Consider the following 19,426-nt stretch of genomic DNA (forward strand, 5'->3'; position numbering starts at 1 on the left):
GGTGGAAGGAGTCTGGAAACACACCCCTGCTTGAGCGGGGCACAGCCCTACTTCAAAATCACATTATCAAAGTACTTATCAAAAATTCCTTTTGTCTGGTCTTGAATTTCCTTTGAAGGAGTGGGTGTATCTTTCAGAGGATATGTTATGTTCATTAATTCCCATTTGTGCATGCCCAGCTGATGAAATGGAATTATCTCTACCCTGTCAACAGTTTTGTAGTTACTAAAATACTGTCCCCATTCTTCAATATATTCCTCCTGATCTGACCAACCCGGAACCAATACATATCTGAGCCACATTCTTTTTCCTGTTGACTCGCGGTAAGCAGCCAGTTCAAGCGTATTTTTATTCGGTTGCCCGGTCAATTTACGATGCCATTTATCATTGATATGTTTAACATCCAGCAGCAGCAAATCCGTGTGTTCTAAAAGTTCATGCACTTCAGGAGTATTTAAGCGACCGTTCGAATCCAGGCAGGTATTAATTCCATTCTCTTTCAGCTGTTTAAAAAAGGCACAAAGTTTACTTCTCTGAAGCAATGGCTCGCCGCCTGATACGGTAACGCCGCCTTCTTCACCAAAATAGTTTTTTTGCCTGATGGCACGCTTTACAAGTTCATTAATTTCAACAAGGGTTCCGCCTTTTACATCGAGAGAATCAGGATTTTGACAATAAAGGCAGCGAAACTGGCATCCCTGAACAAATACAACCATCCGTATTCCTGGCCCGTCATGAGTTCCGAATGTTTCCAGAGAATGTATCCTTAGATGTGGGGGATCATTCTCATTTAATTTAGCGGCTTCAATATCCTGTAAAGGCAGATACATTATTTTGAGTTTTATATAGCAGGTGAATTAAGCAAATAGGCTGTATCATACCGGAGATTTTTAAATCCTCTGATGAATATCAGTAAACATAGCTGATTCATCTGATGACTAGTTAAAAAAAAAGTCAGGGGCTTGCTTAAGGCCCCAAACTTACAACATATAAAAAACAACATTAATTACATACTTTCATGGAAAGTACGGGTAATTACCTCTAACTGATGAGCCCTGGAAAGCCTTACAAAGTTCACCGCATACCCGGAAACTCTTATGGTTAATTGCGGATATTTTTCGGGATGTTCGTAAGCATCCATAAGTGTTTCTCTGTTTAGAACATTCACATTCAAATGATGGGCGCCTTGTTTGAAATAGCCTCCCAAAGTGTTTGATAGATTGTTAATCTGCTCTTCACGATTATCACCTAAGGATTTTGGAACCATTGAAAATGTGTTAGAAATACCATCCTGTGCATCATTATAATCCAGTTTACAAACAGAGTTTAATGAGGCGATAGCACCGCTTGAATCGCGACCATGCATTGGATTTGCTCCGGGGGCAAATGCTTCGCCGGCTTTTCTTCCATCAGGGGTTGCTCCGGTATTTGTGCCATACATTACGTTTGATGTAATGGTTAGCAAGGACAAGGTTGGAGTAGAATTTTTATAGGTAGCATGCTTGCGAAGCTCATTTACAAAAAATGAGGTTACTTCTTTAGCAATATTATCCACACGGTCATCATCGTTTCCAAATTGAGGATATTCACCTTCAATTTTGAAGTCAATGGTCAATCCTTTTTCATTTCTTAAAGGAGTTACCTTTGCATATTTAATGGCAGACAGGGAATCGGCAATAATTGAAATTCCGGCCGCACCATAGGCAATATCAATATGCGGATCGGTATCAACAAGAGCCATTTGCGCTCTTTCATAATAATACCTGTCGTGCATATAATGTATAATATACATGGCTTTTGCATACACACGGGCAAGCTCGCTTAAAGTTCGTTTAAACACATCCCAGGTAATGTCATAATCTAATTGACCTTCCGGAATTACAGGAATATTTTTAATTACTTCTACACCATCGTGCTCTTCCCTGCCACCGTTTAAAGCAATTAGCAAAGCTTTAGGCAAATTGGCCCTTGCGCCGAAATGCTGAATTGATTTGCCGATTTCCTGGTAAGAAACACAGCAGGCAATACCGTAGTCATCAGAACCACGCGTAGACCTCATTAAATCATCATTTTCGTATTGTATTGATGAGGTATCAATAGAAACCTGTGCACAGAATTTTTTAAAACCTTCCGGGAGTTTGTCAGACCACAGAACAGTTAAATTTGGTTCTGGTGATGGACCTAAATTATATAAGGTTTGAAGGAAACGGAACGATGTTTTAGTAACCTTCGTACGTCCATCATGTAAGATCCCTCCGATAGACTCAGTAACCCAGGTCGGATCTCCACCAAAAATTTCGTCGTAAGAAGAAGGGCGTAAATGACGAACCAATCGCAGTTTCATTACAAACTGATCAATTAACTCCTGTGCACCTTCTTCATTCAGTAAGCCGGCTTCAATTTCTCTGTCGATATACACATCAAGAAAAGACGATACATTACCTAATGACATTGCAGCACCATCCTGTTCTTTAACAGCAGCGAGATAAGCGAAATATACCCATTGAACGGCTTCTGTTGCGCTTTCTGCGGGGCGACTGATATCACATCCGTAATCAGCAGCCATGCTAATCATATCTTTTAAAGCATTAATCTGGGCATTGATTTCTTCACGCAAACGAACTTTATGTTCACTCATTTCGCCATCAATTTTTGCCAGATCAGCCTTTTTAGCTTGAATTATCTGATCGACACCATAAAGAGCCAAACGGCGAAAGTCACCGATAATACGGCCGCGGGCATAGTTATCAGGCAATCCTGTTAAAATGTGTTTAGAACGAAAGGCGCGGATCTCAGAATCGTAAGCGTTAAATACGCCTTCATTATGATTTTTGGCATAACTAAAAATATCTGTGACCCTGTCTGAAACTTTTAAACCACGTTCTTTTACAGCAGACTCAACTAATTTAATCCCACCGTAAGGTTTCATGGCCCGTTTAAGTAATTGATCTGTTTGAATACCAACAATTACTTCATCCTCCTTATTTATATAGCCGGGAGCGAAAGCGGTTATCGAAGAAATTGTATTTGTATCAATAGCTAAAACCCCGTTATTTTCTCTTTCCTGCAATAACGAAACTTTAACAGCATCCCATAATCTGATTGTTTTTGAAGATGGCCCCTTAAGGAAAGATCCGTCGCCCTGATAAGGCCTGATGTTTCTTACAACAAAATCATAGACATTTATTGTTGAATTCCATTCTCCGGATTCAATGGGGACATAGTTGAGATCTGTTTTCATACTGTTTTTATTAATATGAGTCAAATTTATGGTTGTGTTCCCATGATAAACATGACTTGCATCACGAAGAATAGTGATTTAGCTATTGATTTAAAATCGATCAAATTTTTACAAAATAAGTCGATATCGAATTAATTTATTACCGAATTCATAATTTATACGCTCTTATGGATAATAAATTAATGCTTTGACAATGCTGAATTTTCTAACTTAAAATTAAATGAAAAAGCCCCGGGTTTTTAGGGATTCCCGGGTGCTTTTTACTAACCAACTAACCGTCTATTGAAAAATTTTAGGAAAAACTTCTGGATTAATCTACAAACTCGGGTAAATAAACATCCTCGTACTCAATCTCTGGTTCAACAACTTGTTTTTTAATTGCATTTAGTTTTTTAATTTCTAACCGTATTAAGAAAGAAAATGCGAAAGCCAGAACTAATAAGGCTGCAAAACCATATAAGATTCCGTCATAACTGTTTGTTGCCGTGCGGATTGTTGCTGCCAACAAAGGCCCTGCCAGTCCGGCCGCAGCCCAGGCAGTTAACAGATACCCAAGAATGGCCCCCAGCTCTTTAGTACCAAACATGTCTCCGATATAAGCAGGAACAGTAGAGAATCCTGCGCCATAGCAGGAAATAATTAAAAATATAACAGCCTGGAATAAAAATGCACTATGCAAACCCGGCAGAAGAAAATATGCAGCTATCTGCAAAGCAAAAATCAGTGTAAATGTATTTTGCCGACCAATGAAATCTGAAAATGCGGCCCAGCCGATTCTTCCTCCTCCGTTAAACAAGCCCATAATACCAACCATAGCTGCTGCAGCGACAGGAGTTATGCCGGTAAATTCCTGGGCCATGGGAGAAGCAACTGATATTATTGTTATTCCGCATGTTATATTGATAAAAAACATTGCCCACAAATACCAAAACCGTTTTGTTTTAATCGCTTCATTGGCTCCTAATTGAATGACATCAGATGTATATACTTTTTTTCCAGATTCAGCTTCAGATTTCATTCCTTTCGGGAACCAGCCTGCCGGCGGGGATGAAAGATATTGGGATGAAAGAAAAATTATCACAAAGTAAACACTTCCCATAATGAAAAAGGTATTTGCAATACCTAAAGAAGATATCATTTCAACAATTAGTGGTCCGCTAACTAAGGCAGCGAATCCGAAGCCCATAATGGCAAGTCCGGAAGCCAGCCCTGGTTTGTCCGGAAACCATTTAAGCAGGGTGGATACTGGTGTAATGTAACCTATCCCCAAACCTATGCCCCCCAATACACCATAGGAAAAATATAATAGTGGCAACGAGCCCAGCTGAATGGCCAAACCGGATCCTATTATACCTAAACCGAAGAAAACTGCAGCCATTACTCCAGATTTTTTCGGACCTAGCTTTTCTATAAAACGGCCCAAAAATGCGGCCGAAATACCCAGAAAAAATATTGCCAGGCTAAAAGTAAATTGAGTCTCCTTTAATCCCCATCCGAATTTCTCTATCAAGGGTCTTGTATACACACTCCATGCGTAAACCGAGCCGATTGATATATGAATCCCTACTGCTGAAGCAGCAATGAGCCACCTGTTTTTTACTGTATTCATATCTTTAACGATAAATTTATGACGCAAAGTAACACAGGCTTAAACTGATATTAGGTGATCTCAATCACGATAAAAATTGATTGACATTCTAATAAATCAGAGCGGAGAATTTTCTGTACAAAGAATCTTATTTCATAAAAAAAGCTGCACAATGGCAGCTTTCTCAATCCTATTTCGAATTATTATTACGAATACTGCAATAAGCTAATACATTGGTTGGCTATTTCCAGCTCTTCATTTGTAGGAACAACCAAAACTTTAGTTCTTGAATCAGGAGTATTTATTTCCCTTATCCCCGGAGATCTTTGAGCATTCTTTTCAATATTCATTTTAATCCCGAAAAACTCCATATTCTCACAAACAAGCTCCCGGGTATAGGCATCATTCTCCCCTACTCCCGCAGTAAAAATTATGGCATCAAGTCCTCCCAGTGCAGCAGTATAAGAACCGATATACTTCTTGATCCTGTAGGCATACATCTCATAAGCAAGCCTGGCATTTTCATCACCGTCTTTCATCGATTTGGTAATATCACGCATATCACTAAAACCAGTTAAACCAAGCATACCACTGCGCTTATTCAGTAAATTGCTTACTTGTTCAATATCGTAACCTAAATGTGATACCAGATGAAAAACAACCGACGCATCAATATTCCCGCTTCGGGTGCCCATAATTAAGCCGTCTAAAGGTCCCAGTCCCATGCTCGTGTCAATACATTTTCCCCCATCTACTGCGGCCATACTGCAACCATTTCCTAAATGAATTGTAATCAGTTTGGCCTCAGGATTACTTAGGTATTGCGATGCCTGTTCAGCAACATATTTATGACTTGTTCCATGAAAACCATACACCCGAATGCCATAATCCTTATAATAAGATACTGGTATTGCATAGCGATAGGCTTTTTCGGGCATTGTTTGATGAAATGCCGTATCAAATACAGCGATCTGGGTTGCCCTGGTAAAAATCTTTTCAGCCACTTCTATTCCCAGGTAATGACCTGGGTTATGTAAAGGAGCCAGAGGAAATAGTTTTTTTATTTCCGCTTTCACTTCATCACTGATAATGGTAGTTTTTGAAAAGCTTTCCCCGCCATGCACAATCCTGTGACCAACTACTTCAATCTCTTCTGGGTTTTGTATAACTCCTATGCCCGGCTCAGTCAATAAATGACCTACTTCAATCATTCCAGCTTCATGATCGGGTAAATCAAGGATACGGGTAACCACTTTTTCTTCCCCCTCTGTATAAACTTTATGAGTTATCACAGAGCTTTCCAGGCCAATTCTTTCTACTAATCCGCTGCATATTGGCTGTTCAGACGGCATTTTAAAAAACTGATATTTTATAGAGCTGCTGCCCGAATTGATTACAAATATGTTCATGGGAAGGAAAATTAAAAAGGAAAAATTAAAAAGTAAAAAGTAAAAGTAAAATTAAAAAAAGCTATTATGCCTCCTCTTGAGCTTGAATAGCGGTAATTATTACGGTATTAAAAATATCATCAACGGTGCAGCCCCGGCTTAAATCATTTACCGGCTTGTTAAGCCCCTGTAACATGGGACCAATTGCTAAAGCCCCAGTTTCTCGCTGTACAGCCTTATATGTATTGTTTCCTGTATTTAAATCAGGGAAAATAAGTACGCTGGCTTGTCCGGCTACTTCAGAACTCGGCATTTTTTGCTTTCCGACAACCGGATCAACGGCGGCGTCATACTGAATCGGTCCTTCAACCTTCAAATCAGGTCGTCTTTCTTTTATTATTTCTGTAGCCCTTCGAACTTTTTCTACATCTTCACCCACGCCGGATGTTCCTGAAGAATAGGATAACATGGCAATACGGGGCTCGATACCAAAACGTTTGCTGGTTTCAGCGGATGAGATCGCTATTTCAGCAAGTTGCTCGGCAGTGGGATTCGGATTCACCGCGCAATCTCCAAAAACTGAAACACGATCTTCAAGGCACATAAAAAACACCGACGACACAGTAGAAATACCTCGTTTAGTTTTAACGAACTGCAGCGCTGGTCTGATCGTGTGCTGCGTTGTATGAGTTGCTCCGGAAACCATGCCATCTGCATGCCCTTTAAAAACCATCATGGTACCAAAATAAGATACATCGGTCATTAAATCCCGTGCCATCTCTAAGGTAACGTTCTTATCTTTTCTTAACTGATACAGAGTCTCAACATAATCCGTGTAGTATTCTGAATTTGCGGGATCAATCACTTTTACCCGTTCATCCAGATTAAGGCCCAATCGTTTTGCTGAAGCACCGATTTCTACCGGATTGCCTAATAAGGTTAGCGTAACGATCTCCTGAGCAATTAAACGGCCGGCAGCTTTTAAAATCCGGTCATCATTCCCTTCCGGAAGAACTATATTTTTTATCTTCCGTTTTGCCCATTTACCTAATTGGTACTGGAACATGTGCGGGGTCATACCATCCGACTGGTAAGTAATAATCTTTTCATCTAATGACTGAACATCTACATACTTATTGAAGGTATCTATTGCCAGCTGGATCTTTTTTACATTCTCTGTGGTGATACGAGGTTTAACAGACGCAATTTCAGTTATGGTCTGGAAAGTTCCGGTTTGAACGGAAATGATTGGCACCACATTTTGGAGACCATTAATAAGTCGCACAATCGGCTCTTCAGGTTCTGAACCAGCAGTTAAAACTATACCTGCTACTTTGGGATAACTGGTTGATAAATTGGCCTGTAAAGATCCTATAATTATGTCTCCGCGGTCGCCTGGAGTAACAATCAGAACATTTTCTTTTATGTGATTTAAAAAGTTGGGAACATGCATAGCGCCCGTTACGAAATTATCCACCTGGTTGGAGAGATATTCTTCACCGAAAAGAAGCTTCCCGCCAAGATGCTGATAAATATCCTTTATTGTAGGGTTCTGCAGGCCCTTATCTGCAGGAATTACCGCTAAAATTGTGTCTTCGGGAAGCTGGCTGCCTAATATCAAACGCACGTCGTCAACCTGTTCCGGATCAATTTTATTAGCCACAATAGCCAGTACCTGTACTTCGCGCGCAAGGAAGTTCCGTAACAGATTTAAAACATCATTAACAACCTGCGCAGTAGTTTTTTTCTCTCCGGATACGACAAGAATAACCGGGGCATTCAGGTTTTTAGCGATTTTTATGTTCGATTCAAACTCAAAAGCAGCACCTTCGCCTTCAAAATCGCTTCCCTCTAAAATAGTGAAGTCGTAATTTTCCTCCAGTTTTTTAAACTTACTGATAATTGTATCGATCATTTCACCCTGACTTTCACTTTCCAGATGCCCCATTGCTTGCTGACGGGTAAACGCATAGGCATCCTCAAAATTAATGGGCAGACCGAAATGCTCTATAATGGTTTGGATATGAACATCTTTTTTTTCATTAGGATCATGGTTTATGATGGGCTTGAAATATCCTATCTTTTGAGCTTTACCCAGTAACATATTAACTAAACCCAAAGCAATGATAGATTTTCCACTGAAAGGTTCTGCTGATGCTATAAAAATTGTTTTAGTCATGTGAATTGATCGACGAGATCTTTAAAATTTTAATACTTATAAATAATATTGCGAAGGGATAACTCAGCTTATCGCCCTGAGTTTCATCTTTTACAATAATTTCCAAATCTCATTTTTATACTCTTTATTTTAAGTGACTCATGTCAAAACTTAAAATGATCATCATCAGTTTTACCGATGAGCTTTCAGCACCTAAAAAATTCAATACCGGTACGCTGACCCTAAATATTATAATCCAGCCGGATATGGTAGATGCTCATCAGCATGCTTTTAAATATTGATTTTATTACTGTAAGGTCCTTAAATGTAATGTTACTGTTATTAAGTTGTCCCTGATCCAGTTTATAGTCTATAATTCTGTCTACAAGGGAACTAATACTTTGAGCATCGGGCTCTTTTAAACTTCTGCTTGCGGCTTCTACAGAATCTGCGAGCATTAATACGCCTGTTTCTTTGGAAAAAGGAATAGGTCCCGGGTATCGGAAGATATTTTCATCGATAAATTTTTCAGGGAAATTTTTCAGAAATGACTGATAAAAATAATCCATTCTGGTATTTCCGTGATGTGTTTTTATAAAATCGATAATGAGTTCGGGAAGATTATTTCTCCGGGCTATTTCGACTCCTTTATTAACATGCCTGATAATGATCTGGGCACTTTCTTCATAAGATAAATTATCGTGAGGGTTACCTCCTTTATTCTGATTTTCAATAAAATATTGTGGATTCTCCATCTTTCCGATATCGTGGTATAAGGCGCCCGCCCGAACCAGCAAAGCATTACCACCAATATTAAAAATCGCAGCTTCTGCAAGGTTTGCAACTTGTAAAGAATGTTGAAATGTGCCGGGAGCCTTATATGATAACTCTCTCAGAAGCTTTGAATTGGTATTGGTCATCTCCATCAAAGTAACATCAGATGTTATCCCAAACACACGTTCAAAAGCATAAATTAGCGGATAAGCTAAAAGTGATAATAAAACACTGAATATAAAGGGAACGAAATTAAGCCATTCTATGGCAAGCAATGAACCATTTCGAAGCAGTGATATGCCTAAATAAGCTACGAAATAACTGCTTAATATTAATAATGCTGAAATGAGAAACTGCTCTCTCTTTACAAGATTTTTTATACTGTAAATGGCAGTGATTCCGGCAATAGTTTGCAAAAAAGCAAATTCAAAACTATTTGAAACAACAAATCCGGCAATTAATACAACCAGTAAATGAATATTGAGTGCAAGGCGGGTATCAAATAAAATCCGGATAATTATCGGAACTATGCAATAGGGTATGTAGTAAATACTCGGTATTTTAAGCTTAATGGCCCAGGTTAAAAATATGAGCATACTCGTTATAACCAAAAGAATTAACGACAGCTGGCGGTTATCACTATAAATATCCTTTCTGAAGAGGTATAAGAAAACGATCAGCAAGATCACGACAAGACCAACCAGCAAAAATTGCCCTAAAAAAATCAGCTTTTTATTGCCGTTAATTTTTGCGTCATCTTCATACGTTTCTCTTAGGGATTCCAGTTTTTGAAAGATCTCAGGTGTTATTACCAAACCATTAGAAACAATCAGTTCACCTTTCTGAACCATTCCTCTGGTCAATGAAATATTATTTAATGCTTCATCTTCTATTTTATCACTTAACTGTTCATCGTATAAATAATTCTGCTGGATATGATCACTGATTATATCCAGCAGCCATGCCTTGTTTGTGATATTTTGATGGATCTGCAATTGATCCTCTGCATATTTCAACGCACTATCAGTACTTAATACCTCAAGAGAATTTACTTGTTTTGCAATATTCCCTGTTATCAGATTAAAGTTATAATGAGTTGCATAGAGCTGATACTTCTTGCTTAAACTCATCACGCCCTGGCTATAAACATCTGTTAAAATAGCCAACCCTACCTCCTTGTAAACATCTTTGAGTCTGGGATTAACTCCTGAAGTGTTCCATTTAAGATCAAAATCTGTTGCGTACCCTTCAAGCTCTGATTGTACAAGTTGTAAATTGTTTTGATAAACAGGCAGAACAGATTTTAACACCTCAGCTTTATCTGCATTTATTTCTTCCGGAGTTTTTTCTATGGCGAAACTGTATGGCGATATCAAATCTTTATTTTGCCATATCTTTCCTTTTTCATACTCAAATCTAAACCGTGCATGCTTGGGTAAAATTGTAGAAATTACCAGAACACATAAAATCATCATTACATACTTCGATGAAGATGAATACTTCCGGTATAAAATGAGATGAGAATTTTTTTTAAATTTTGCCACAGCCTGATTCTAATTCTATCAAAAATAAATAAGTTTTCATAAATAGCTAACTTAGTACAAAAGTAGCTTATACGTATCGATTAATAATATCGTTTATTATTCAGGTCCAGCAGCATTATCCTATGAAAGATGTTTACATTTTATCCGCTGTCCGCTCCCCGATAGGAAGTTTTGGAGGAAGCTTATCTTCTTTATCTGCGACCCAAATTGCCGCTGTGATTATTAGAGCAGCATTAGAGAAAGCAAAAATAGATCCCGCCCTGGTACAGGAGGTTTTCATGGGAAATGTATTGCAGGCCAATTTAGGGCAGGCTCCGGCCACGCAGACGGCAAAATTCGCGGGATTACCCGACATTCCGGCCACTACTGTCAATAAAGTTTGTGCCTCTGGTATGAAAGCGATTATGCTGGCTGCCCAGGGAATCGCTTTAGGAGACATAGATATCGCTGTAGCGGGAGGAATGGAAAGCATGAGCAATGTTCCCTTTTATCTGGACAAAGCCAGAAACGGTTATAAATTAGGTCATGGTCAATTGGTCGACGGGCTGATAAAAGATGGCCTATGGGATGTTTACAACGACTTTCATATGGGCGCAGCTGCTGAGCAATGCGCCTGCGATAATAATATCAGCCGTGAAGATCAGGATAATTTCGCTATCGAATCATATAAACGATCTCAAAAGGCGCAATCGGATGGAACCTTCAACGAGGAAATAATTCCTGTTGAAATATCAGGTAAAAAAGGTGAAAAAACTTCAGTGGCTGTTGATGAAGAACCAGCAACGGTTATTTTTGACAAAGTATCTTCTTTAAAGCCGGTATTTAAAAAAGAAGGAACAGTAACCGCGGCCAATGCTTCTACGTTAAACGACGGAGCTGCTGTACTGGTATTAATAAGTGGCGACAAAATGAAGGAACTAGGTTTAAAGCCCATGGCAAAAGTTATCAGTTATGCTGACGCGCAACTTAGTCCGGAAAATTTCACAACTGCTCCTTCCAAAGCTATTCCCCTGGCTTTAAAAAAGGCCGGCATCGATATTTCTGCAGTCGATTATTTTGAAATCAATGAGGCTTTCGCGGTAGTTTCACTGGCAAATAATAAATTATTAAATATCGATTCATCAAAAGTGAATATAAAAGGGGGAGCTGTATCTCTCGGCCATCCGCTTGGTGCTTCCGGAGCAAGAATTATGGTAACACTGATCCATATTCTGAACCAAAAGAAGGCAAAAATAGGAGTTGCCGGAATTTGCAATGGTGGCGGTGGCGCAAGTGCAATGGTAATTGAAAATGTAAATTAAATAAATGAAGTCTATCTTTTCGACAATACTGATTTTCATCAGTTTAACAATTAAAGCGCAGCATTCTGTACCAGTTAATACAAAGGAACGATTTAACATTTACCTCGACAGCTTAAAGGCTTTAAGTTTTAAGGTGATAAACAGTCCGGCAGAACCCGAGCGATACAATGCCAATTATACCATGGTGAAAACCCTGGTCAGTGCGTTAAAGCTTCCAAACTCCTTTAATTTCAGTTTTGATTCTTTAAAAACCATATCAGTACTTACATCTCCAGATCGCCGATTCAGGCTTTTTACCTGGCACATAATGAACCAGGATGGCAGCTACCGGTATTACGGTACTGTTCAAATGAATAATCCTTCAGGGAAACTGCAAATGTTCCCTTTGGTGGATAATACCCACACTTACAAAAAACCTCAGGACACCATCACTTCCAATGAGAACTGGTATGGCTCGCAGTACTATAAGATCATTCCCGTTCTTTATAATGTGCGTACGCCATATTATATTTTACTGGGCTGGAAAGGTAACAATGTAAAGTCAACAAAGAAGGTTATCGAAGTTCTCTCATTTAAAGAAAATAAAGCAGTATTCGGCATGCCTGTTTTTGACGGAGATAAAGAACGTTCAGGGAAAAACCGCATCGTATATGAGTATAACAGACAGGTTTCTTTTATGCTGAACTATCTTCCGAAAGAAGGAACAATTGTTTTTGATCACCTTGCTCCACCCGATCCTAAATTGCAGGATAAACCTGAGCTATTCGGACCCGACATGTCATACGATGGATACAAACTTGTTAACGGAAGATGGAAATATGTTTCAGACCTTCAGTTAAAAAACTCTCCCTCAGAAACTGATGAAATTTATAATGACCCTAAAAAACCATCAAAAAATGTGGTTAACAAACTAAAATAGCGTTATATGGTTTATAGATAATTTAATGCTTTATTTAATTAATTTGTGAGATTAAATGGCCTCTTTTTATATCTGTGTTTATGACGCATAGCTTACGATCAAACAGTGCACTCCATTTTCTAATCTCCCTTTTATTTCTCTCGATCAATACAACTGCACAAACAGTTAAAGAAATTACGCTGCAGGATATTTTTAAAGACGGCGTCTTTTCGGCGAAAACCATCCAGTCTTTACCGTCTATGAAAGATGGTAAAAGTTATGTCTCCGTTAAGTACGATATAACAGGCAGAAAATACCTGGCTCAAAATAGTTATAGTACGGGCAACGAAATCAAGGTACTGTTTAAAGAAACGGATCTTATAGTTAATAGCGACACCCTTGAAATAAGCGCCGATTTTAGTAACGATGAAAGCAAAGTTATGCTTTCAAGTGGTGAAGAGCCTATCTATCGTCATTCATCACGTGCAAATTATTACGTTTTTGATATCGCTTCCAAAAAAATTATTCCGGTTTCACTTAACGGAAAACAATTATTCCCTACGTTCTCCCCTGATGGAAGCAAGGTTGCTTTTGTAAGAGATAATAATATTTTCATTAAGGATCTTTCAAGCGGAACTGAAAATAAAATCACTAAAGATGGTCGTAATAACAGCATTATAAACGGCCGGTCAGATTGGGTATATGAGGAAGAGTTTTCCTTCGCACGTGCTTTTTACTGGAGCCCCGACGGAAATAAAATCGCCTTCTACAAGTTCGATGAAACTGAAGTACCGGAATATTCTATGACGTTATTTAACCAGCTCTATCCTACAGAATATAAATACAAATACCCTAAAGCAGGGGAGAAAAATTCGCTTGTTAGTGTCTATGTCTATAATTTATCTATAGGTGATACTAAAAAAGTAAATACCGGCGCAGAGCCGGATCAATACATCCCACGGGTAAAATGGACCAATAATCCTGATGTTTTACTGGTTTTAAGAATGAACCGGCATCAAAACAAACTCGACTATCTTATAGCCGATGCCAGAACAGGCAGCTCGAAAGTTGTTTTAACTGAAGAAGACAAGTATTTTATTGATGTCGAGCAGGAACGTATAAGCTTTTTGAAGAACGGAAAGCAGTTTATAAATTTAAGTGAACGGGACGGTTTTAACCATATTTATCTGTATAATCTTGATGGAAAAATCATTAAACAGTTAACCCGTGGAAACTGGGAAGTGACCGATGTGTATGGAATTGATGAAAACAATGGTGTAGTCTATTATCAATCGACTGAAACCTCCCCCCTTAGCCGGAATGTGTACTCCATAAAACTGGATGGTTCAAATAAAACAAAAATCAGCACGAATGTGGGAACAAATGAGGTTTCCTTCAGCAACGATTTTAGTTTTTATATACTGAGTAATTCAACAATAAACAATCCTCCATTTATAACATTAAATGAAAAAAACGGGAAGGTAGTCAGGGTACTTGAAGAAAATACGAAAGTTAAACAAGCACTTAAAGACTATACTATCAAACCAGCAGAGTTCTTTAAATTTAAAACCTCTGAAGGCGTAGAATTAAACGGGTATATGATTAAACCTCCGGATTTCAACCCTGGCAAAAAATACCCTGTTTTAATGTATGTTTATGGTGGCCCCGGGAGTCAAAATGTTGCAGATGCATGGGGCGGCTCAAGACCCGTTTGGTTCAATTTACTTGCACAAAAAGGTTATATTGTGGCTTGTGTTGACAATAGAGGAACTGGTTTCAGAGGTGCCGAATTCAAGAAAATGACTTATAAGCTTTTGGGGAAGTATGAAACTCTTGATCAGATTGAAGCGGCTAAATGGCTTGCCAGGCAAAGCTATACAGACCCTTCACGAATAGGTATCTGGGGCTGGAGTTACGGTGGATACCTGGCTGCGCTATGCATTACCAAGGGTGAAAATGTATTTAAAATGGCTATTTCTGTTGCACCGGTAACAACCTGGAGGTTTTACGACACCATTTATACTGAACGATATCTGAGAACCCCGCAGGAAAACCCTGATGGTTACGACAATAATTCACCGATAAATTTTGTGGATCGCTTAAAGGGTAAATTTCTGCTTATTCACGGCACAGGCGATGATAATGTTCATTTTCAAAACAGCGTAATGTTGTCTGAAGCTTTGATTCAGGCGAATAAGCCCTTTGAACAGGCATATTATCCGAACAAAAACCACGGTATTTATGGAGGCAACACAAGTATTCATCTTTATACAAAAATGACTGATTTTATTCTCAAAAATTTATAAATGACGGAAATAGCAGATCCTTCTCACCCTTCGCTGGAAATCATTCAGAATTTTAAAGGTAAATATCCAAAACAGCTCTGGTATTTATTCTTCTCCGAAATGTGGGAACGCTTCTGTTTTTACGGCATGAGAGGAATGCTTATCTACTTCATGGTAACAGAATTATTAATGAAGCAGGATACCGCAAATTTACAATATGGCGCCACACAGGCATTTGTGTATGCTTTCACTTTCATAGGCGGACTTTTTGCAGATAAAATTCTGGGATTTAGAAGATCTCTGTTTTGGGGAGGTATTTTAATGATCATCGGGAGTGGTATTCTTGCCTATGATCCGCATCAGTTCTTTTTTCTGGGCATAAGCTTTACTATTGTTGGAACAGGGTTTTTCAAACCAAATATTTCTACAATGGTAGGATCATTATATAAAGCCAATGATTCAAGGAGAGATGCAGGTTTTTCCTTATTTTATTCGGGAATTAATATCGGTGCATTGATTGGAGGATATGCATGTATAACCATTGGAAAAGAATATTCCTGGCATTTGGCATTTGGTCTTGCCGGAATAGTAATGACTATTAGTCTCCTAACCTTTTTGTTTACACAAAAAAGCCTGGGGCCAATTGGCTTAGCTCCTGCGAACGGTTCGCTCGTAAAACCTATACTTACAGAAAGCATTGGCAGCACCGCACCTACTCAAGCTGCAATAATTTCAGAAAGGCCACATAATAAAAACTGGCATACCTATGCCGTTTATATCGGTTCAATAGCGGTCATACCTGTAATCATGATAATGGTAGCGCAAACCCGGTATACCGATTGGTTTATGTATATCATTGGTCCGGCAACGTTAATTTACCTTTTCTATGAAATGCGGAAATACAATTCTGCAGAAAGAAAAAAACTTTTTGCAGCCTTGTTTTTCATAATTTTCTCCATTTTTTTCTGGGCATTTTTCGAGCAGAGCGGCGGCTCTTTAAGTTTATTTGCCGCTTATAACCTTGATAATAAACTGTTGGGGAGCGTTGCCGTAGATCCAAATGGTGTCAATAATGCAGCAAATTCACTCTTCGTAATCATCTTCGCTCCTTTGTTAGGCTTAATATGGGTTGCCATGGATAAAAAGAGGATTGAACCAAATACAATTATAAAATTCGGATTGGGCTTTTTATTTCTGGCCGGCGCGTTTTATATTTTTTATACCACCCGTTTTTTTGCCAGTTCACAGGGAATAGCTTCGCTGGATGTTTTCACCCTTGCATACCTGGTAATTACTTTTGGTGAACTTTGCCTGTCGCCTATTGGTTTATCTGCAATGACGAAACTTGCGCCGGCAAAACTGCAGGGTGTAATGATGGGTATGTGGTTTCTGGCTAGTGCATATGGTCAATATGCCGCAGGAATCATTGGAGCAGGAATTTCCCAGGGAGATGAAAATGACTCCGTATTTCAAAAATTAATAACTTATACAGACGGGTATAAACAGCTGGCTGTTTATGCATTAATTGCCGGTGTTTTAATGATAGCAGTTTCACCGCTAATTAAAAAGTTAATGGGCGATATTAAATAATTATTTTCTAAATAATCTATATGTCAAATCAAACCAATGACAATTTATTCTACTCAAAAGTTTTAGGGCATCCGGAAGGATTGTTTGTACTTTTCTTCACCGAAATGTGGGAGCGGTTTTCCTATTATGGTATGCGAGCCTTGCTGGTACTCTTTTTAACCTCCTCCATTCTTGGTAATAATCCAGGCTGGGGCTGGCCAAGGGAAAGTGCACTGGCTATTTACGGATCCTATACATCCCTCGCTTATTTGACACCAATTTTGGGAGGTTATATCGCCGACAGAATAATTGGCTACCGCTGGGCCGTGGTTGCCGGAGCATCTCTTATGACAATGGGGCATTTATCCATGGCAATGGAGTTCCATCCTGCTTTTATGTATCTCGGGCTTATTCTGTTAGTAATGGGAAATGGTTTTTTCAAGCCAAATATGACTTCCGTTTTATCGGAAATGTATAAAAAACACCCGGAGAAAAAGGATGGAGCTTATACTATTTTTTACATGGGCGTTAATGCAGGGGCATTTTTAGGAATGTTACTTTGTGGCTATATCGGTGAAAATCCAAACTGGGGATGGAGCTATGGTTTCGGACTGGCCGGAGTATTTATGTTTATTGGCATGCTTCAGTTTTATTTCACTCAAAATATTTTTGGAACTATTGGATTGAAGCCTGTTACTGATAAAGAAAATAGTGAGGAGGAGCATGCTGATGAAATAACCCGCAATCCATTTTCACAATTAGACCTGGTACTTATCGGAATTATTTCAATCACTGGTCTAGTATGGGTTATTAACGACCCACTTTCTAAAATCACTTCATTCAATCTATTTAGGTTTACTATCGGCGATTTAAGCGGCAGCAACTTTGCGATTATAATAGCATTAATCCTGTTTGTTTTTATCCTGATAAAAAGGATTAGCCAGTACACACCGGTACTTCGCGACAAAATGATTGCCGTAATCATTCTCGCCTTTATAACTATTTTCTTTTGGGCCTCCTTTGAACAGGCTGGCGGCTCGATGACTATTTTCGCAAAAGATTATACAGCAAGAATCTTGGAAGGCAACTCCAAAATAGCATTCAATGTTGTAAATACATTAATCACAGTAATACCACTTGCAATTATTTCTTACGTACTGATTATGCTGTTCAGGAAAACGTTTGGAAGATTTGCTTTAGGCAATATCATACTTGCCACGGGTTTTCTCCTGATCTGGGGAATTGTTATTTACATGCTAAAAAATCAGTATAATGACGTACAGGCAGAAGTTCCGGCCACATGGTTTGGTGTATTAAACTCTTTATTCATCATCACCTTCGCACCGATGGTTTCCAAAATTTGGGAAAGCAAATACAATCCCTTTGCAACTTATAAAAATGGTTTGGGTATGATCCTTTTAGGGATTGGTTTTGCTGTACTTGCCTATGGATCAAGCACTATTCCATCAGGAGCTAAAGTTGCGTCCGTAAGTATGATCTGGCTGGTACTTGCTTATTTCTTTCATACTATGGGTGAGTTGTGTATTTCACCGGTGGGCTTATCGTATGTAAGTAAACTGGTTCCGGGACGTATGATTGCCATTATGTTTGGTATCTGGTACCTCGCTATAGCTATAGGAAATAAAATCGCCGGTACTCTGGGTGGAATGATTGATGAGATCACTGCGCAATATTCAATGACAACATTTTTTCTGATTTTCACTTTAATACCCGTAGTTATAGGCTTACTAATAATGCTTTTAACTCCCCTCTTAAAAAGGCTTATGCACGGAGTCCATTAATAATTAACAATTTTTAACCCCTGGTTCTGTCAGGGGTTTTCTTTTTCTCTGTTTTTAACCCTACTTTTACCTCTTTAAAACCAACTGTGTTATCCGATAGCTTAGTACTCATCCCCACTTATAACGAAAAGGAAAATATTGAAAAAATTATCCGCAAGGTGTTTTCCTTAACACATGTTTTTCATATTCTGGTTATCGATGATGGCTCGCCGGATGGGACGGCAGAAATTGTTAAACATCTGCAGGGAGAATTCGCCGGAAAACTTTATCTCGAAGAGCGAGCCGGAAAACAAGGGTTAGGTACTGCCTATATCTTTGGATTTAAATGGGCGCTCAAACATGATTATGATTTTATTTTTGAAATGGATGCAGACTTCTCCCACAATCCCAACGACCTAATTAAATTGCGGGAGGCATGTATTCAAGGGGCTGATGTTGCGATTGGTTCACGATACATTAAAGGGGTAAATGTGGTAAACTGGCCTATGAGCCGTGTTTTAATGTCTTACTTCGCTTCTGTGTATGTTCGATTTATTACAGGCATCCCGATACAGGATGCCACTGCCGGCTTTAAATGTTACCGTCGAATTGTACTGGAAACTATAGATTTAGATAATATCCGCTTTGTAGGATACGCCTTTCAAATTGAAATGAAATTCACAGCGATAAAGCATGGATTTAAAGTGATAGAAGTACCTATTATTTTTACCGACAGAACCGAAGGTACTTCTAAAATGAGTACACATATTTTCAGAGAAGCATTTTTAGGGGTTATAGAAATGAAAATGAGAAGCTGGTTCAGGAAATATCCGAAAGTTCATTCAAACTCTAAGTCAGAAGTTCCTGTCTGAAGTCTTTATTACTCTTAATTGATGCAA

12 protein-coding genes are annotated in these 19,426 nt (G+C 38.8%); 6 read left to right on the plus strand and 6 right to left on the minus strand.

Going from position 1 to position 19,426, the window contains the following annotated elements:
- Positions 1 to 47 precede the first annotated feature (47 nt).
- From pflA to WG906_RS07845, 6 genes are all read right to left on the minus strand, one after another.
- The gene (gene pflA, locus WG906_RS07820; protein ID WP_339992011.1) at positions 48 to 830 is read right to left on the minus strand and encodes a pyruvate formate-lyase-activating protein; all 783 of its coding nucleotides are present in this window, start codon (positions 828 to 830) and stop codon (positions 48 to 50) included.
- Positions 831 to 1,006: 176 nt separating this feature from the next.
- Positions 1,007 to 3,241, minus strand: coding sequence for a formate C-acetyltransferase (pflB, locus tag WG906_RS07825; RefSeq protein ID WP_339992012.1), 2,235 nt, complete (start codon positions 3,239 to 3,241; stop codon positions 1,007 to 1,009).
- A 310-nt stretch (positions 3,242 to 3,551) separates the two neighbouring features.
- A complete protein-coding gene (locus WG906_RS07830) occupies positions 3,552 to 4,850 on the minus strand; it encodes an L-lactate MFS transporter (protein ID WP_339992013.1) in 1,299 nt (432 codons plus the stop codon).
- A 185-nt stretch (positions 4,851 to 5,035) separates the two neighbouring features.
- Positions 5,036 to 6,238 carry an acetate/propionate family kinase gene (locus WG906_RS07835; protein ID WP_339992014.1) on the minus strand — a complete coding sequence of 401 codons (1,203 nt, stop codon included), beginning with the start codon at positions 6,236 to 6,238 and terminating at the stop codon, positions 5,036 to 5,038.
- Positions 6,239 to 6,302: 64 nt separating this feature from the next.
- On the minus strand, positions 6,303 to 8,396 hold the full coding sequence (gene pta / locus WG906_RS07840) for a phosphate acetyltransferase (protein WP_339992015.1): 2,094 nt from the start codon (positions 8,394 to 8,396) through the stop codon (positions 6,303 to 6,305).
- A 221-nt stretch (positions 8,397 to 8,617) separates the two neighbouring features.
- Positions 8,618 to 10,693 (minus strand): HD family phosphohydrolase, encoded by a 2,076-nt coding sequence (locus WG906_RS07845; protein WP_431844469.1) that lies wholly within the window; start codon positions 10,691 to 10,693, stop codon positions 8,618 to 8,620.
- A gap of 122 nt (positions 10,694 to 10,815) precedes the next feature.
- Between WG906_RS07845 and WG906_RS07850 the strand changes: the two genes are divergently transcribed.
- The 6 genes from WG906_RS07850 (at position 10,816) to WG906_RS07875 (ending at position 19,399) form a co-directional block, all read left to right on the plus strand.
- A complete protein-coding gene (locus WG906_RS07850; RefSeq protein ID WP_339992016.1) occupies positions 10,816 to 11,994 on the plus strand; it encodes an acetyl-CoA C-acyltransferase in 1,179 nt (392 codons plus the stop codon).
- Between the two features lie 4 nt (positions 11,995 to 11,998).
- Entirely contained in the window at positions 11,999 to 12,913 is a 915-nt protein-coding gene (locus tag WG906_RS07855) for a hypothetical protein (protein WP_339992018.1), read from the plus strand.
- 80 nt (positions 12,914 to 12,993) lie between these two features.
- Entirely contained in the window at positions 12,994 to 15,198 is a 2,205-nt protein-coding gene (locus WG906_RS07860; protein WP_339992019.1) for a S9 family peptidase, read from the plus strand.
- Entirely contained in the window at positions 15,199 to 16,767 is a 1,569-nt protein-coding gene (locus WG906_RS07865) for a peptide MFS transporter (RefSeq protein ID WP_339992020.1), read from the plus strand.
- 20 nt (positions 16,768 to 16,787) lie between these two features.
- Complete coding sequence (locus tag WG906_RS07870; RefSeq protein ID WP_339992021.1) at positions 16,788 to 18,548, plus strand: peptide MFS transporter; 1,761 nt, start codon at positions 16,788 to 16,790, stop codon at positions 18,546 to 18,548.
- 86 nt (positions 18,549 to 18,634) lie between these two features.
- Positions 18,635 to 19,399, plus strand: a complete 765-nt coding sequence (locus WG906_RS07875) for a polyprenol monophosphomannose synthase (RefSeq protein ID WP_339992022.1) — start codon at positions 18,635 to 18,637, stop codon at positions 19,397 to 19,399.
- Positions 19,400 to 19,426 lie beyond the last annotated feature (27 nt).

The organism is Pedobacter superstes, assembly GCF_037622515.1.
Classification (GTDB): Bacteria; Bacteroidota; Bacteroidia; order Sphingobacteriales; family Sphingobacteriaceae; genus Paradesertivirga; species Paradesertivirga superstes.

Excerpts from the sequence above, each read along its gene's own strand:
- pflA (WP_339992011.1), bottom strand. The coding sequence starts at position 830 with ATGTATCTGCCTTTACAGGATATTGAAGCCGCTAAATTAAATGAGAAT.
- pflB (WP_339992012.1), bottom strand. The coding sequence starts at position 3,241 with ATGAAAACAGATCTCAACTATGTCCCCATTGAATCCGGAGAATGGAAT.
- WG906_RS07830 (WP_339992013.1), bottom strand. The coding sequence starts at position 4,850 with ATGAATACAGTAAAAAACAGGTGGCTCATTGCTGCTTCAGCAGTAGGG.
- WG906_RS07835 (WP_339992014.1), bottom strand. The coding sequence starts at position 6,238 with ATGAACATATTTGTAATCAATTCGGGCAGCAGCTCTATAAAATATCAG.
- pta (WP_339992015.1), bottom strand. The coding sequence starts at position 8,396 with ATGACTAAAACAATTTTTATAGCATCAGCAGAACCTTTCAGTGGAAAA.
- WG906_RS07850 (WP_339992016.1), top strand. The coding sequence starts at position 10,816 with ATGAAAGATGTTTACATTTTATCCGCTGTCCGCTCCCCGATAGGAAGT.
- WG906_RS07855 (WP_339992018.1), top strand. The coding sequence starts at position 11,999 with ATGAAGTCTATCTTTTCGACAATACTGATTTTCATCAGTTTAACAATT.
- WG906_RS07860 (WP_339992019.1), top strand. The coding sequence starts at position 12,994 with ATGACGCATAGCTTACGATCAAACAGTGCACTCCATTTTCTAATCTCC.
- WG906_RS07865 (WP_339992020.1), top strand. The coding sequence starts at position 15,199 with ATGACGGAAATAGCAGATCCTTCTCACCCTTCGCTGGAAATCATTCAG.
- WG906_RS07870 (WP_339992021.1), top strand. The coding sequence starts at position 16,788 with ATGTCAAATCAAACCAATGACAATTTATTCTACTCAAAAGTTTTAGGG.